Here is a 15,807-nt window from a genome sequence, read left to right as displayed (position 1 = left end):
GGGGTGAGTACTTGAGAAAGCGTTTCGCGAGAGGTTTTCGCAAGTGTTCACCCCCTCCCGGCCTCCCCCTGCAAGCAGGGGGAGGAGAACATCGCGCCCGCTGAAATTCGACGCTAATCAGGTGCGGCTCCGACCCTATTGCCGCGCCTCGATCCTCAAACCATACGGCGTCAGCCAGCGCTCGATGCCTTCGAACATGCCTTGCACGATCAACGCGAGCAGCGCCGCCGGGATCGCGCCTTCCAGAATCAGTCCGATGTTGTCGAGACGAATACCGGTGAGGATGGGTTGCCCGTAACCGCCGGCGCCGATCAGTGCGGCGAGTGTGGCGGTGCCGACGTTGATCACAGCGGCGGTCTTGATACCGGCCAGGATGGATCGCGTAGCCATGGGCAGCTCCACACGACGCAGCCGCACGCCGCTCGGCAAGCCCAACGCCGCGGCGGATTCGCGCAGCTCCAGCGGGATGCCGACCAAGCCCGCATGCGTGTTACGCACGATGGGCAACAGGCTGTAGAGGAATAGGGCGGCCACCGCTGGCCAGGCGCCGATGCCGAACAGCGGAATCATAAAGACGAACATCGCCAATGACGGCACGGTCTGCAGGATGCCGGTAAGGCCGATCACGATCTGGCCTAGCCGTTTCCGCCGAGCCGCCAGGATTCCCAGCGGAATCGCCAGCAATACAGCCATGCCGAGCGAAACGATGACCAACCTGACGTGCTCGACGGTTCGCCGCAGCAGGCGCTGCCAGAGGCCCGCGTCGTCGCCATCTGTTTGCACGCCCAGAAAACGCGCAGCGATATCCGTCTCTTTGGCACCCTTGAGCTTCGCCTCGGCATTCATCTGTTGCATGGACTTTTCGTCGATGCGTCCGGAGAGCTTGCGCAGTGCGGCCACAAAGGCCGGGTGGCTTTGTTCGAGTTCGAGACGATAAAGAAACACCGCGTCGTAGCGCGGGAAGTAGTGCTTGTCGTCGGCGAGTGTGCGCAAACGGTAATAGGGAATTTCGGCGTCGGTGCTGTAGAGGTCGATGGCGTCAACCGCACGGCTAGCCACGGCCCGATACGACAAGCTGTGATCCAGCCCGCGCACCTGCGTCTGTGGCAGGCCATAGCGCTGGCGGATGCCGGGCCAACCGTCGGCGCGATCCATGAATTCATTGGAGAAGCCGAAACGCAGTTCCGGGTGCATCGCCAGCTCGGACATCCGCGTAATACCGAGCTGGGCGGCCCGGTCCTCGCGCATGCCGATGGCGTAGGTGTTGTTGAAGCCGAGCGAATCGGTAATGCCTAGGCCCAACGGCTTGAGTGTCGCGCGCAACGCGGGGATGTCGGCATCCGGCGCCACGCCCTTCAACAACTCCTGCGTCAGCGTGCCGGTGTACTCCGGATAGACGTCGATATCGCCATGCCGCAAGGCGCTCCACAAAATGCTGGTGCCGCCAAGTTCGCGCTGATGCCGCACCTGGCTGTCCGCCTCCTGCGTGCCCAGCCGCGCCAGCTCGCCCAGAATCACCGATTCGGTGAACTGTTTGGAGCCGATGCGAACCGGCGCTGCCCACACGTACATCGGAAGCAGCACGAACAGTGTCATCGCGAGGCGCAGCCGGTGCTTCATGCGGCGGGTTCCGGCAGGCGTCGTTGCGATGCCACAAAGCGACGGACGAAGGGGTCGGCCGGGCGATCGCGCAAATCATCGATCCGACCGTCCTGCATCACCTTGCCTTCTCGCAACAGAATCAGGCGTTCGGCGAACCAGGCCGCCTCGGCCAGATCGTGCGTCACGACAATCACGGTCTTGCCGAGCTGATCGAAAATAAGCTTGAGCTGGTCTTGAAGCTCATGCCGAACGATGGGGTCCAGTGCGCCCAAGGGCTCATCGAGAAGCAACGCATCCGGGTTCAACATCAAGCCGCGCATCAAGGCCACGCGCTGACGCTGGCCGCCGGAGAGTTCCGCGGGATAGCGCTCGAGCACGCCTGGTGGAAGATGCGTCAGTTCCGCCAGCGCCTCCGCACGCTCATGAATCCGCGCCGCGCTCCAGCCGAGATAACGCGGCTGCAACGCCAGATTGCCTAAGGCGGTGAGGTGCGGAAACAGGCCGCCCTCCTGGATCACGTAGCCGACGCGTTGCCTCAATGCCAGCACATGCGGTCGCTCGAGCGCGCGGCCTTCCGCTTTGATCACGCCTTGATCGGGCCAGTCCAAGCCCAGTAGCAGACGCAACACGGTCGACTTGCCCGAGCCACTGCTGCCGATAAGCGCCGTGGTGCTGCCTTTGGCCATCGACAGACTGATGTCGTCGAGTGCGACGACGGAACCGTAGCGCTTGCTTACGTGCTCCAGCGCGAAGGCCGCAGCGGGCGCCGCATCAGCCCCGGACAAGACCATTTCCATCGCAAGGTGACGGCATGACACATGAGCCTTTCCGGTCGGATGAACCGGTAGCTCTCAACGGGGAGGCACGGTAGCGGTACGCCTGCGACATGGGCCATGACTCTACTGCAAGCATCCAGCGGCGACCACGTCATGACGGCGGTGCACAACGACCGGGTGATTGCATCGCCGGAATTTTCATGTATACACTGTATACATGACACGTTTGACCACCGCCGAGAAGATCCTCCGGGCCGCGCACAAGTTGTTTGAGCGCGGGGGCGCCGATGCCGTGACCATGCGCCGCGTCGCCGAGGCGGTGGGCATCACGCCGATGGCGATCTACCGTCACTTTCCCACCCGCGATGCGCTACTGAAGCGGCTCTCTGACGACAGCTTCAATGCTGTCGCGCATGAGTGGGAGGCGCGCCGCGCAGGGCACCCTGATGTGCTCACGCGGCTGATGGCGTTGGCGGAGCCTTATCTGGACTACGCGTTGGCGCATCCGCATCTCTTCGACCACGCTTTTTCGGTGCGTCGTGATGATGCACGACGTTATCCCGAGGATTTTCGTGCGGGCCTTTCGCCCACCTTCAATGTCGCGCTCGCCGCGGTTATCGAAGGCATGGCCAAGGGTGTGCTGAAACAAGACGACCCGCACGACGTCACGATGGCGCTATGGGCACAGCAGCATGGCTTGATCGCGCTTTATCGCGCCGGGCGCTTCAGTTACGACGAGGCGCAGTTTCGCGCCTTCTACAAGCAATCCATTGGGAGATTGATCGATGGCCTCAAAGCCTGAAGGTTTCGCGCTGCCGGCATGGTTGGTAGCCACGGCATTGTCCGCGCTGGCCTGGTGGTTCGGCAGCGGGGTGCACCCGCTGTGGTGGCTGACATGGCTTGCTCCGCTACCGGTGCTATGGCTCGCGCCAAGAGTCCGCGCCCCCTGGGCCGCGCTGGCCGCTTTTGTGGCCTATGCGGTCGGCGGGCTCAATCAGTGGACCTATCTCCATATATACGTCGGTCTGCCCCTACTCGTGACCGTGTATGCCATCGCCTTGCCCAGCCTCATGCTGACGCTTTGCGTACTGCTGTTCCGGCGATTGCTGCTACGGGGATACATACTGGCGGCGACCTTGGCGGTGCCGACGCTGTGGGTCGCCGCCGAGTACATCAACAACCTGCTGTCGCCGCACGCCACGTTCTTCAACATCAGTTATACGCAGATGGATGCGCTTGCGATCATCCAGATCGCTGCCGTCACAGGCCTCTGGGGCATCGGCTTCCTCCTGTTGTTGTTGCCGGCTGCCATCGCCGCACAGACGTCGCCGCAAACGACAAAACGAGGCCGCATGCCAGCGCTCGCCATCGCTGCGCTATGCGTCGCAGCTGCCGTCGCCTATGGCGGCTGGCGACTACAGGCGCCGGCCACTACGACTATGCGTATCGGCCTGGTGTCGTTGGATACGCGTGGCGCACCAGGGCTGAGTAGTTCAAAAGGGCAGGCACTGGAAACGCGTTACATGGAGGCGTTCGGTCGTCTCGCGGACGCCGGCGCGCAGATCGTGCTGAACTCGGAAACATCCTTCAGCACGACCGATGCCACCATCCCGGCATTCGCAGCGCTGGCGAAGCAGCGCAGCCTCATCGTGGGCACCGGTGTGGATTTCAAGGGCGATCCGCGTGCCGAGCGCAACATGCTGATGGTGTTCCAGCCAGGTGCCATGTCGCCAGCCACCTACAACAAGCATCATCTGCTCATCGGCCTGGAGGAGTACCTCCCCGGCGATAGCTATACCTTGCTTGAAGGTGCGCCCCGGATCGGGCTGGCGATCTGCAAAGACATGGATTTCCACGACGTCAGCCGCGCTTATGCAGCACGTCGTGCACAGCTGCTGCTGGTGCCCGCCTCAGATTTCGTCGCCGACGGATGGCTGCATAGCCGCATGGCGATCATGCGCGGTGTGGAAAATGGTTTCGCCATGGCACGTGCCGCCCATTCCGGACGTCTCACGCTGAGCGACGACCGCGGTCGCGTCGTGGCGGAAGCTTCCAGCGAAGGGCAGGACGCCGAGCTGACGGGCAATCTACCGCTACGCGAAACCCATACGCTGTATGCGCGCTGGGGTGACTGGTTCGCGTGGCTCGACCTGATCGCCTTGGCGGCATGGCTGGCGCTGGCCTTCCTGCCGCGCCAGGCACATGCATGAATGGAAGCGCTTCTGTTTGCTCTCGACCCCAGGCACCTAAAGATCCGATATCGAACAACCCGAACGCTTTGCCGAAATCCTCACGGATCGGGTAGCCGGATCTGGATAGGTAAGATCTAGATAGGTAAGGCCCGCCGCGGGTCGTGAGCGGGCAGCGCTCAAGGAAGCCGAGGGCGGTACCCAGCGGGGAATCGGGCCGATGGCGACCACCTCCACATAACGGGAACGGCGTAATATCCGTAACCGATGGAGCTAGCCGACCCGCAATGGAAAGGCACCTCGAATCGCCCTACCAGCCCGTTCGAGGGGCAACTCCATCGCCGGGTGTCGCAACGAAATACCCGGCGAGCCCTGATCAACAGCATGTCTATCCGCAGCACCGACTTTAACGGCTTGGGGAAGAAATCATGCGCTACACGTTATTTGAAAACCGCAAGGACGAACTGCTTCTCGTCGCCCGCATTCTTTTGATGATCCTGTTCTTGACGTTCGGCGGGATGAAGATCGCGGACTTCTCCACCACCGTGACCTATATGACGTCGACCGGTTTGCCGGCGCCAGCGCTGGCGACGATCATCGCGGTGCTGATGGAGTTCGTTGTCGGCATCGCACTCCTGCTCGGCTTCTATACGCGTCCGCTGGCGATCCTTCTCGCGTTCTATACGTTTGCCACGGCGCTCATCGGCCACCCGTACTGGAACATGACGGGTATCGACCAGTACTGGGGCATGATCAATTTCTACAAGAACATCAGCATCGTGGGTGGACTGTTGCTATTGTGCATAACGGGCCCGGGAAGGTATTCCCTCGACAAGCGCTGACGCCGCAGCAAGCGGCATCGCGCTGGCTTCTCCGTGTTTCGGAGATGTGTTTCGTTTGGCTTGAAACACCCCCTCGACAAGACACAGCCAAAGCGGCCCCCACGAGTCAAAGCACCACCACTCCCTTTCCGCCCATCTCACCTCGCTCCATGACCGCATGAGCGGTCGCCACTTCATCCAGTGAGAACACGCGTGCAGGCCGCCCCCGATACGCCCCGCAAGCGGCCTGGTCGACGATGGCCTGCATCGGCACGTCCGACAATGGAAACGCATGTGTTCCAAAGTTGAAACTACCGAAGAAACTCAGGTGTACATCGCTGGGCATCTGGCCGAGTGGATTGAATTCAGCGAGCGGAGCCATGCCGCCCAGAAATCCGGCCAGGCAAACGCGTCCTCCCCGGCGCGTCGTGCGCAGGGAGTCGAGCACGGTGCTGTTGCCGAGCAAATCGAGCACGGCATCGACAGGACCGCCGGGCCAGCCGGCTGCGTGCACAAGTTCGCTCCCTGCGGTAATCACGTGGGCGGCGCCCAGTGCTCGGAGAAGCGGTGCGCGATCCGGTTGGCGCGTGGTGGCCATCACCTCAGCACCTGACTGCGCGGCGATATCGATGGCCGCCTGGCCGAGCGCGGAGGTACCGCCGCGCACCACCAGTCGCTGACCGGGCTGGATGTCCAGATTGCGATGCAGGCAGGTCCAAGCCACTGAATAGGCCTCCGGCAAGGCGGCCAATGCATCCCATGCGAGCGTGGTATCGACGGGCACCACGTTGGTGGCGGGTACGACGGTGTACTCCGCATAGCTGCCATTGATGCCGCGGCCCATGCCACCCATCAGCGCCACCACGGTCTGGCCCCGGCGCAGCTGGCCGGTGGCATCCGCTTCCACGATGCCGGCGCACTCGATACCGCTGATGGGCGCAACATCGCCCCACTCACCGCGCCGCATATACAACTCGGCGTGGTTCAGGCCGAACGCGCGCACGCGGATCAAGACGCAGCCGGGCAACACGGCGGGTGTCGGCACCTCTTGCACTTCCAACACGTCGGGCCCGCCAAAGCGTGTTCTGACGATCGCTTTCATGAGTCGCTCCTGATGGGGTGGGGAAACCTCATCCTAGGCATCGACTCTTTTGCAGAAAATTACTATGTTTCAACAAACTATGTAGCTGGAATTGACCATGTCAGAGCCCACCCTGTTGCAGCTGCGATGTTTTGAGGCGCTGGTATCGGAAGGCAGCTTTGCTGCGGCGGCAGCGCGCTTGAACCGCACGCACCCAACGGTGCATTCAGCGGTGAAAGCGCTGGAGGATCAGCTCGGCGTGACGCTGTTCGATCGTTCCGGGTATCGCGTGGCCCTCACCGCGGAAGGCACGGCATTGCTGTCGCGCGTGCGGCATCTTCTGCGCCAATACGACGACCTGCACCGCGAGGCCTCACAGCTCGCCGCCGGCGAGGAGCCGGAGCTGCGCGTCGTCGTGGGCGACCTGTGTCCGTTGCCGGCCACACTGGGGCCGTTGAAGCACTTCTTCGCGTCATGTGCTGCCACGCGGCTGACGCTGCTCTTCGAAGCGATCAGCGGGCCGTGGGAGCGTCTGCATGATGGCGACTGTGATGTGATCTTTCATCATCTGGACCGGCCATGGCCGGTCATCGAGTCGATCCCGTTGTTTGAGGTCAAGCTCGTGCCCGTCTGCGCGCCAGGCTTTCTCGCACACCCCATCACGCCTTCACTCACGCCCGACGATATGCGCCCCTATGTGCAATGCGTCATCCGCGACACGAGCAAGCGCGCATCGGAAGCCAACTACTACCTGATCGACGGTGCGCGCACATGCAGCGTGCCGGACCAATTGATGAAGCGCGAGTTGATCGTGCAGGGGCTGGCCTGGGGACACATGCCTGCCTACCTCTTGGCGGACGATCTGGCCGCCGGCCGACTCATGTCGCTGGAAGGCCAACACCTGCGCGGCGCCACCCTGCCGCACTATGCCGCCCGTCGACGCGACGTGGCGCATGGCCCGGTAGCGCAACGGCTATGGACGCGGCTGCGTGAGGACAGCGGTAGTTAGCGGCTAAATGAAACGATGGCGTAGCGCACTCACGCTTCAACGCAGAGCCAACAGAATCCATAGCCTGGAAAGGATTTCTCAGACGATCAGTCAAGCTGACTAGAAGCAGCTACCGGCATCGCCTTCACTCACAACGGGACGCCCTTACGGACGCCCCGATCACTCTCAGCCATCAACGCGGCAGATCGAACACCAGCAATTCCGCCGCTTCGGCTGCTTCAAGCGTGATGCTGCTTTCGTTCTCGATCTGCAGCGCATCGCCGGTATTCAAACGTGTGCCATTGACGGTGAGGCTGCCGCGGGCCACATGCACATAGCCGAGACGACCGGAGGCCAACGTGTGGGTGAGCTTGTCGCCGCTGTCCAGGATCGACGCATAGAGATAAGCGTCCTGGTTCATGCGCAGCGAACCATCGCGACCATCCGGCGACACGATCAACCGCAGCTGACCGCGCTTGGAAGCCTCGTCGAAGTGCTTCTCTTCGTAGCTCGGCTTTACGCCCTGCTTCTCCGGCATGACCCAGATCTGCAGGAAGTGCACCGTTTCCGCCGCATCGTGGTTGAACTCGCTGTGGCGCACGCCGGTGCCGGCGCTCATGCGCTGCACGTCGCCGTAGCGCAACACCGAACCGGTGCCCAGGCTGTCCTTGTGCTCCAGCGCGCCGTCGAGCACGTAGGAAATGATCTCCATGTCCTGGTGGCTGTGCGTGCCGAAACCCTGGCCGCCTTGCACGCGGTCTTCGTTGATCACCCGCAGCGGGCCAAAGCCCATGTGCTGGGGATCCCAGTACCCGGCAAACGAAAAGGTGTGGCGTGACGACAGCCAGCCATGCTCGGCCAGACCGCGCTCTTCGCTCTTACGTACCTGCAACATGGGGCACCTCCTGGGGTTATGTGCAATGGAATCGATGGCTTGGTGGTCATGGGGACTAACCCCTTAGACCCGCAACGTTCTTGCCATCGACCTTCGATGCGCAGAGTATGAGCTCCTGATTCCGCTGCAAAAAGCGGAAAGATTGCCGCCCTATCATCGAATTTTTCGAATGCTCCGACTCAGTCTCGACGCCCTGCAAATCCTCGACGCCATCGACCGCCGCGGCTCGTTCGCCGCTGCAGGCAAGGAGCTGCATCGCGTGCCCTCCACCATCTCCTACACCGTGGCCAAACTGGAGGAGGATCTCGGCGTGACGGTGTTCGAGCGCTCCGGCCCCAAGGTGTCACTCACCCGCGCCGGGCAGGAACTGCTGAAGGAGGGTCGGCATCTATTGCGCGCCGCGCAGGATCTGGAAGCGCGCGTGCGCCGCGTCGCCTCCGGCTGGGAGACGGAGTTCGCCATCGGCATCGATTCGCTGTTCGCGCCGATGGCTTTGCAGGCCGATGTGGAGGCGTTCTACGGGGTGGCCGATCGCACGCGCCTGCGCATCGGGCAAGAGGCTTTGTCCGGTACCTGGGAGTCATTGCTCGAACGCCGTGCTGATCTGCTCATTGGCGCCGCGGGCGAAGGCCCCTCGGGCGGCGGCTACATTGCAGAGCCGATGGGCGTGATGCCATTCGTCTTCGTGGTGGCGCCAAGCCATCCGCTGGCGGACATCCCCCGCACGCTGAGCAAGCTGGATCTGCAACAGCACCGCGCGATCGCTGTAGGCGACTCGGCGCGCAAACTCGTCTCGCGCACGGTCGGCCTGCTGTTCGGTCAGGATGCGCTGACCGTGCCCGACATGCGCAGCAAATACGAATACCAGCGCGCCGGCCTCGGCTTCGGCTTTCTGCCGGAACCTTACGTGCGCGCAGCGATACGCGCGGGCGAGTTGATCGTGAAAGAGGTGGAAGAACCCAAGCCGGCGGAGACCTTCTATCTGGTCTGGCGCACGGGCGAAGACGGTGCGGCTCTACGCTGGTGGATTGATCGCGCGCGACGGCCCGGCACGCTGGATCGATTGCTGTCTTTGTCCTGTTAGCAGCGCTCACAGTTCTGTGGGCGCGCACAGGATGCGCTGCTATGGAGAGCTAGGCTCTGCCTTCCGCTCGTGCGTACTCCGCCGGTGTACGCCCCACCAGCTTGCGGAAGTCCCGAATGAAATGGGCCTGGTCGAAGTAGCCCAGCGCCAGCGCCAGATCGGCCCAGGCTATCGGCTTACCCTCTTGCAGTTGCGCGATGGCCTCGTGCAGGCGGTAGCGGTTGATCACCCATTTAGGGCTGATGCCGACGTATTGCTGGAACAGGCGCTGCAAGGCGCGCGTGCTCATGCCGGCCTGTTCGCACAGATGTTCGACGGTGGTGATGCTGCGATCGTCGACAATACTGGCAACGAGGGCGCTGACGCGTTCGACCGTCGCATCGAAGGGTGGCAGACGATCCAGCAGAAAGCGTTCGGCGGCGGCGATCATCGCATCGAAGTCTTCGCTGGCTAGCACCGCGTCTTCAAGCACCTCGGAACCGGTACCGAACACCTCCGGCACCGCGAGCGATCCGTCCATTAGCGCGGACACGGAGGCACCCAAAAAGGGATGGAAACCGCCGGCCTTGAACTTGATGCCGAATACGCGGCCTTGTCCTTCGAGCACCCGCGTAAAGCGTCCGCTATGCACGCCATAGATGCGCGCCCGCGGCGGCTCGATCACCAGCTGCACGTTGGGATGGGGCAGGGTCTCCTGGGTTTGTGCCGGCAACCCGCGCAAATCCCAAGCGACAAACCAATAGTGTTCCACCAGCCCTGCCAGCGCGGCGCCAGGCAGGCGACGGGCGTGCTGGTAGCTGCCTTGCTCCAATCGCGACCGCAGCACGCCGCGCGGCTTGCCGGCATCGCTACTCATATCTGCTGCCCCAGAGTGCGCTGTCGCATTTTTCCAATCACCGGTTCGCCCATCCTGTTGTAGTTAGCTCAAGGCGGCGAGGCTCGCCGCGCCACACCATGAAGCCACCCATGCCTATCCGATATCCCCCGCTGACTGCGATCATCGCGACCCTGTGCTTCGCCGTATTGATGCCAGCCCATGCCGGCGCCCAACCCACTTCCAAGGAAACCACCATGATGCACGCCAAAGGCGATTTCGAGGTCAAGCTGACACTACAGCCGGCAGCACCCGGCATCGAAACCGCAAATCTCGGTCGGCAGACCATCGACAAACGCTTTCACGGCGACCTGGACGGCACCAGCCTGGGCGAGATGCTGGCCGTGATGACGGAAACCAAAGGGTCGGCCGGCTATGTCGCGCTGGAGCGGGTCACCGGCACCCTGCATGGCAAACACGGCAGCTTCGTGTTCCAGCACAGCGGCACGATGCATCGTGGTGCGCCCCAGCTATCGGTGACCGTAGTGCCGGATTCCGGAACGGGCGAACTGGTGGGGCTGAGTGGTTCGCTGATGATCCATATCGATAGCGCAGGCAATCACTCATACACGTTCGATTACACGCTGCCATAGAGCCAAACCGCCCTTGCTCTGGGTTTGCTCGCGCTCTGGGTTTGCTCCTGCTCTGGGTTTGCTCTTGATCTCCGGGCCCCTGTGCAGCGGTGAGGGGTGGACGATCAGGCCCCGAAGGGGGCATCGACAGGACGTCGATGCCTTTTCGACACGACAGGGACGTCGTGTCCCCATGCCATCTAAGAGCAGGCCCGGCCAGCCCTCACGGACCCGCAGGCGAAGCCGGAGGGCGCGGAACCGGGGTGGCCTCTCTTTTGGTTACTTTTCTCTGGCCAAACAGAGAAAAGTGACTCGGACCGCGGCAGCGGTTCGAAAGCCCGCGGCAGGCGAACCAGGTCGCGATAACGCGAACATCGAAGCGGCAACGCCACTGGACCCCGGCCTTCGCCGGGGTGACGACAGTGAGAGGTTATCGCGAGCACCCCCTACCTCAATCCTCTCCCCGGAGGGGAGAGGAGGCGAAGGCAAAGAGCCATGCTCATGCGAGCACTCGCCCCTCACCCCAACCCTCTCCCCGTATGGGGAGAGGAAGCGAAGCGCGTTATAGAAGCCGCCGAACCCCTTCACTCATCGTCACGACCGCCATCACCATCAGCAACGCGCCCACTATTCGACCCACTGCCCTACTATAGGCTGGCCGCGCCGCCAGCCAACCCTGCGCACCACCGGCGGTGCAGGCAAGCAGTCCATACACGGCCAACTGAGTGAGGGCGATGACGATGCCCAGCACCACGGCCTGCAACCATAGCGGCCCGTTCCCGCGCCGCATGAATTGCGGGAACACCGCCAGCATGAATAGGTAGGCCTTGGGATTGAGCAAACAGGTCATCGCGCCGCGGCGGAAGATCACCCAGCGCGAATGGCGTTCCGCCGCAGCTGTCGGCAAAAAGGTGCCATCGCTGCGCCAGATCGCATAGCCAATCCACGCGACATAGGCAGCCCCTACCCACAGCACCGCGTTGAATGCGCCAGGCCAGAGTTGCAACACCACGCTAATGCCCAGCGTCGCCATCACCACATGGCAGACCCCGCCCGCCATGATGCCGCCGACCGCGGCCAGCCCGCTGCGGCGTCCGCCCATGAGCGAACTGCCCAACACATACGCCATATCCAATCCGGGCAGGACGATGATGCCCAGCACCAATAGGAAGAACAGGCCCAGTTGTACGGAGGGAATCATGGTGCGGCGCCTTATGGGAGAACAGGCGCAGCCTACGAAGTAATCAGGACGCCTTTAGCCCTGTTTGTTGGCTATGCTCCGCGCCATGTACCACCCCACCACCCGCGCCCTGGCCGTACTCGAACTGCTGCAGACGCACCGGCGGATCAGCGGTGCGGAGATCGCGCGCCGGCTCGATGTGGATACGCGCACGGTGCGCCGCTACATCGCGACGCTGGAGGAGATCGGCATCCCGATCACCGCCGAGCGCGGTCGCTATGGCGCTTATCTATTGGTGGCGGGCTTCAAGCTACCGCCCATGATGTTCACCGACGACGAAGCGCTCGCGCTGTCGATCGGTTTGCTCGCGGCGCGCAGCATGGGGCTCACCGAAGCCTCCGCCGCCGTCGCCAGCGCGCAGGCGAAGCTGGAACGGGTGATGCCGGAGCGGCTCAAGGGCCGCACACGCGCGGTAGCGGACACGGTGATGCTGGATCTGTCGCGCTCTTCCGCCGCCGGCGCCAGCGAAACCCTGTTCACCCTGAGCACCGCGGCACAGCAGTATCGACGCGTGCATATGCGCTATCGCTCCGCGGAGGGCGACGAGACGGAGCGCGAGATCGATCCCTACGGCCTCGCGCATCGCGGCGGCCAGTGGTACGTGGTGGGCATGTGCCATCTGCGCAAAGGACTGCGTTCGTTCCGGCTCGATCGCGTGACCGATGTGAAAATGCTCGATGCCGTCTTCGTACGCCCGGCCAATTTCGATGCCGTGGCGCACCTTACTTTCAGCATCGCCACGCTGCCGCGCTCGATCACCGCTGAGATCGTGCTGCACACCACCTTGCAGGATGCGCTCGAACGGCTGGGCGGCAGCATGGGCCTGTTCGAACCGGTGGAAGAAGGCGTGCTGCTGCGCGCACAAGTGGACGAACTCGATTGGCTCGCACGCCAACTGGCACGGCAACCGTTTGATTTCAGCATCCGGCAGCCGGCGGAACTGCGGGATGCGTTGCGTGTGTTATCGCAGCGGTTGAATCGGTTGTCAGGAAGCAGCGCGCAGAGCCATGCCTGATCCGCGTCGGGTCTCAGCGACACGAGCTGTTGGCCCCCTCCCTTGCTTGCAGGGGAGGGCTGGGGAGGGGTAAGCCCTTGAGAAGGCGTTTCGGGAGAGGTTTTCGCAAGGGCTTACCCCCTCCCGGCCTCCCCTGTCCCACGGGACTAGCTTTGCGTCGCAAGCAAGGGGAGGGGCAAAGCTTGCATCGCTGATACCTGACGCCAATCAGGCAGCGCAACGAATCAGCTGCTGTGATCCATGATCATCTTCCAGCCGTCCCCGGTCTTCTCCCAGAGCAACAGATAGACACCGTCGTCCTTGGCGGCGTCGCCATGACTGCTGCGCTCCAGATGGAAACGTCCCGTCACCGCCGCGTACTGCGTGTGGCCATCCGCACAAGGCAGCAAGCGCACGTCGATGTCGGAAAACGACAACGTGCCCATCTGCGCTTTCGAGGCGTAGTTCTTGCGGTAATTCTCCAGGATCGGCTGATAGCCCTTGCGCACCCGGGAACCGATGAAGGTGGTATCCGGCGAATCCTTATAAGCCTGCATGAAGGCATCGACGTCGCCGCGATTCCACGCCGCCTCCTGAGCCGCCATCACCTGTCGTATCGCTGTAGCGTCGTCAGTCGCGGCGGGCGGCGAGGCGGCGAAACTCGCAAGGCTCACGGCAAGCAGCAACACGCCGACCCATCGGGAAAACGTTCCTGACTTCATGTAGACCCCCTCTCTGTCGAATAGATCAGAGCATCCCTCGGCCGCGCATTCAATGCACGTAGTTGATCGCCAGCGCCGGAGTGACGGAACGGGTGGTGCGACGGTTGCCCAGGATCACACGCGTGCCGAACAACACGCCGACGTTGGCGCTGAGGTTGTACTCGATGGCCGGCGCAAAGGCGAACGCGACGCTGGGCCCGGAATTCGAGCGAACTTCCTGCTGCCCGGGCAGGCCGAGCGGATCGGAAGTGTCGGTGCCGGTCACCCGCGTATTGCGGTTGTGGCGGTAAGTCAGATCCAGTGCCAGCACCCAATTCTGCGTCACGCTGTATTCCCAGGCCGCATTGGCATAGAACGAACTGCCCGGCTTGGCGTGCCCGCGGAAACCCTGGCCCGTGCCATAGACGCTGACGTCCGTCACGTCCACTCGCCGCGAAAACGCCTGCGACACGTTGAAGCGCGTACGCAGGATGCGTCCGCTGGGCATCCAGAAATACGTCTGCGTGTTGATCTGCACGATGGTGGTGTAGGCACCACTGCCTTGCGCATCAGCGGGACGGTTATGCAGACGGTCGTACTTGCCGGTGGGAAAGGTTTCCTCCAGCTGGACCGAGATGGTCGGCAACCAGCTGCCTTCCTGAAACTGCGTGAGCCGATATTGCGCCAGCACGCTGAGATCGCCCATGCCGATGCCGGAAGCGTTCGGCCCACCGTCGACCCGGTTGTAGCCGAACACCGGAATCAAGCCGACCGTCAGCCGATCCGCGAGGCCGTAGTTGATATACGTCAGCGAGCCGAAGCCATTCCCATGCGGCGTATGCACGTCGAACAGATAGGGCTCAATGAGGTAATGCCCCTGCGGCAACGTCGCCGCCGAGTTCGCCAGCATGGGGCCGGTCCACCAGGCGTTATCGCGCGACTGGCGATCGGATGACGTCGGCGCCGACGAAGCTGTCGCGGAACTGTCGACGGGTGACGCGCTTTGCGCTGCGGCGAAAGCGGGAAGCGCGAGAGCGCAAGCCAAGAAACATGTCCGCACGCTCCTGAGTGCGATCACACCACACCACGTTGGCAGCCCTGCAGGACCTCGAAACAAAGCTCCACTACGCACGCAACATCCCCTTACAAGAGCGACGGTTATCGACAGGCCGATCCGACCGCGAAGTAGGCAGCGCGGACACGACCGCGCGCATGTGCCAGAAGACGCACCGCCGCCACGGACCGGAAAGCGCACATGATCCACGTCCTGCCATGACAAAGACACTCCGCTTCTTGCGTCTTCTGACTGCGATCACATCCGGCAATGCGGGCGAATCAGGACAGTGAACGCGCCCCCGGATAGGACACAGCCAAACGGTTCGCCACATCCAGCGAACGCTTCACGGCATTTCTCTTCGCTTCCCGCGGGCGCTACTCAATAGTCGGCAGCACCTCACACCTCACGGAGTTTGTCATGCTGCGTCCCCTGCTTCTTGTCATCAGTCTTGCTGGCGTCGCGAACGTACATGCCTCGCAAGTCGAGGCCGTCGCCCAGGTACAAAAGGTGGTAGACGACTTCCAGGCCGCGATCCTCGCCAAGGATGCAAAAGCGATGGACGCACTGTTCCTGCCCAACCAGACCGCCTGGATGGCTGCGCTGTCCGAGGATGCCTATCACCAGATGGCCGCAAAGAAGCCCGGTGCGCCTCGCTTCAAGACGGCCGACTACAAGGAGTTCGTCAAATTTGTCGGCAGCAGTAAGGAGCCAATCGAGGAGAAGTTCTCCAACGTGCGCATCGACGCCAATGACGCCGTGGCCTCGGTCAGTTTCGATTTTGTGTTTCTGACCGGCGGCCAGCTCAACAACGACGGCAAGGAAACCTGGCAACTGGTTCGCACGGATGACGGCTGGAAAATCAGCTCGATGCTCTACTCCATCAGCGCCGCTCCAAAACGCTAAAGTGCGGGCCTCCCGCGGTTGAAGGTCTTG

16 protein-coding genes are annotated in these 15,807 nt (G+C 62.7%); 8 read left to right on the top strand and 8 right to left on the bottom strand.

Going from position 1 to position 15,807, the window contains the following annotated elements:
• Positions 1–135: 135 nt before the first annotated feature.
• Positions 136–1,620 carry an ABC transporter permease/substrate-binding protein gene (locus OUZ45_RS04745; protein WP_266168771.1) on the bottom strand — a complete coding sequence of 495 codons (1,485 nt, stop codon included), beginning with the start codon at positions 1,618–1,620 and terminating at the stop codon, positions 136–138.
• The gene (locus tag OUZ45_RS04740) at positions 1,617–2,387 is read right to left on the bottom strand and encodes an ATP-binding cassette domain-containing protein (RefSeq protein WP_266168770.1); all 771 of its coding nucleotides are present in this window, start codon (positions 2,385–2,387) and stop codon (positions 1,617–1,619) included. The genes OUZ45_RS04745 and OUZ45_RS04740 overlap by 4 nt, the downstream gene beginning before the upstream one ends.
• Positions 2,388–2,595: 208 nt before the next feature.
• Between OUZ45_RS04740 and OUZ45_RS04735 the strand changes: the two genes are divergently transcribed.
• The 3 genes from OUZ45_RS04735 (at position 2,596) to OUZ45_RS04725 (ending at position 5,409) form a co-directional block, all read left to right on the top strand.
• Positions 2,596–3,180 carry a TetR/AcrR family transcriptional regulator gene (locus OUZ45_RS04735; protein ID WP_266168769.1) on the top strand — a complete coding sequence of 195 codons (585 nt, stop codon included), beginning with the start codon at positions 2,596–2,598 and terminating at the stop codon, positions 3,178–3,180.
• Complete coding sequence (locus OUZ45_RS04730) at positions 3,164–4,588, top strand: nitrilase-related carbon-nitrogen hydrolase (RefSeq protein ID WP_266168768.1); 1,425 nt, start codon at positions 3,164–3,166, stop codon at positions 4,586–4,588. The genes OUZ45_RS04735 and OUZ45_RS04730 overlap by 17 nt, the downstream gene beginning before the upstream one ends.
• A 407-nt stretch (positions 4,589–4,995) precedes the next feature.
• On the top strand, positions 4,996–5,409 hold the full coding sequence (locus OUZ45_RS04725; RefSeq protein WP_266168767.1) for a DoxX family protein: 414 nt from the start codon (positions 4,996–4,998) through the stop codon (positions 5,407–5,409).
• A gap of 106 nt (positions 5,410–5,515) precedes the next feature.
• Here OUZ45_RS04725 and OUZ45_RS04720 read toward each other — a convergent pair whose 3' ends face one another.
• Positions 5,516–6,490: a zinc-binding dehydrogenase gene (locus OUZ45_RS04720; RefSeq protein WP_266168766.1), complete on the bottom strand. Its 975-nt coding sequence runs from the start codon at positions 6,488–6,490 to the stop codon at positions 5,516–5,518.
• A gap of 97 nt (positions 6,491–6,587) precedes the next feature.
• Between OUZ45_RS04720 and OUZ45_RS04715 the strand changes: the two genes are divergently transcribed.
• Positions 6,588–7,478 carry a LysR family transcriptional regulator gene (locus tag OUZ45_RS04715; protein WP_266168765.1) on the top strand — a complete coding sequence of 297 codons (891 nt, stop codon included), beginning with the start codon at positions 6,588–6,590 and terminating at the stop codon, positions 7,476–7,478.
• Positions 7,479–7,650: 172 nt separating this feature from the next.
• On the opposite strand, the gene OUZ45_RS04710 is transcribed toward OUZ45_RS04715, so the two are convergent.
• Positions 7,651–8,352 carry a pirin family protein gene (locus OUZ45_RS04710; RefSeq protein ID WP_266168764.1) on the bottom strand — a complete coding sequence of 234 codons (702 nt, stop codon included), beginning with the start codon at positions 8,350–8,352 and terminating at the stop codon, positions 7,651–7,653.
• Positions 8,353–8,521: 169 nt separating this feature from the next.
• On the opposite strand from OUZ45_RS04710, the gene OUZ45_RS04705 reads away from it, so the two are divergent.
• Entirely contained in the window at positions 8,522–9,436 is a 915-nt protein-coding gene (locus OUZ45_RS04705) for a LysR substrate-binding domain-containing protein (protein WP_266168763.1), read from the top strand.
• A 49-nt stretch (positions 9,437–9,485) separates the two neighbouring features.
• Here the strand turns inward: OUZ45_RS04705 and OUZ45_RS04700 are convergent, their stop codons facing one another.
• A complete protein-coding gene (locus tag OUZ45_RS04700; RefSeq protein ID WP_266168762.1) occupies positions 9,486–10,292 on the bottom strand; it encodes a helix-turn-helix transcriptional regulator in 807 nt (268 codons plus the stop codon).
• 110 nt (positions 10,293–10,402) lie between these two features.
• Between OUZ45_RS04700 and OUZ45_RS04695 the strand changes: the two genes are divergently transcribed.
• Positions 10,403–10,903: a DUF3224 domain-containing protein gene (locus tag OUZ45_RS04695; protein ID WP_323137521.1), complete on the top strand. Its 501-nt coding sequence runs from the start codon at positions 10,403–10,405 to the stop codon at positions 10,901–10,903.
• A gap of 541 nt (positions 10,904–11,444) precedes the next feature.
• Here the strand turns inward: OUZ45_RS04695 and OUZ45_RS04690 are convergent.
• Positions 11,445–12,083, bottom strand: coding sequence for a LysE family translocator (locus OUZ45_RS04690; RefSeq protein WP_266168761.1), 639 nt, complete (start codon positions 12,081–12,083; stop codon positions 11,445–11,447).
• 85 nt (positions 12,084–12,168) lie between these two features.
• Between OUZ45_RS04690 and OUZ45_RS04685 the strand changes: the two genes are divergently transcribed.
• Positions 12,169–13,137 carry a helix-turn-helix transcriptional regulator gene (locus tag OUZ45_RS04685; protein ID WP_266168760.1) on the top strand — a complete coding sequence of 323 codons (969 nt, stop codon included), beginning with the start codon at positions 12,169–12,171 and terminating at the stop codon, positions 13,135–13,137.
• A gap of 224 nt (positions 13,138–13,361) precedes the next feature.
• Here OUZ45_RS04685 and OUZ45_RS04680 read toward each other — a convergent pair whose 3' ends face one another.
• The gene (locus OUZ45_RS04680) at positions 13,362–13,838 is read right to left on the bottom strand and encodes a YybH family protein (RefSeq protein WP_266168759.1); all 477 of its coding nucleotides are present in this window, start codon (positions 13,836–13,838) and stop codon (positions 13,362–13,364) included.
• Between the two features lie 49 nt (positions 13,839–13,887).
• A complete protein-coding gene (locus OUZ45_RS04675; RefSeq protein WP_266168758.1) occupies positions 13,888–14,727 on the bottom strand; it encodes a transporter in 840 nt (279 codons plus the stop codon).
• Between the two features lie 564 nt (positions 14,728–15,291).
• On the opposite strand from OUZ45_RS04675, the gene OUZ45_RS04670 reads away from it, so the two are divergent.
• Positions 15,292–15,777 carry a YybH family protein gene (locus OUZ45_RS04670; RefSeq protein WP_266168757.1) on the top strand — a complete coding sequence of 162 codons (486 nt, stop codon included), beginning with the start codon at positions 15,292–15,294 and terminating at the stop codon, positions 15,775–15,777.
• The last annotated feature ends 30 nt before the right edge of the window (positions 15,778–15,807 follow it).

Origin of the sequence: Dyella subtropica, assembly GCF_026283965.1 — a bacterium.
In the GTDB taxonomy this organism is placed as follows: Bacteria; Pseudomonadota; Gammaproteobacteria; order Xanthomonadales; family Rhodanobacteraceae; genus Dyella_D; species Dyella_D subtropica.
The sequence above is the reverse complement of the archived record's forward strand: the minus strand, read 5'-3'. Positions and strand labels throughout refer to the sequence as shown.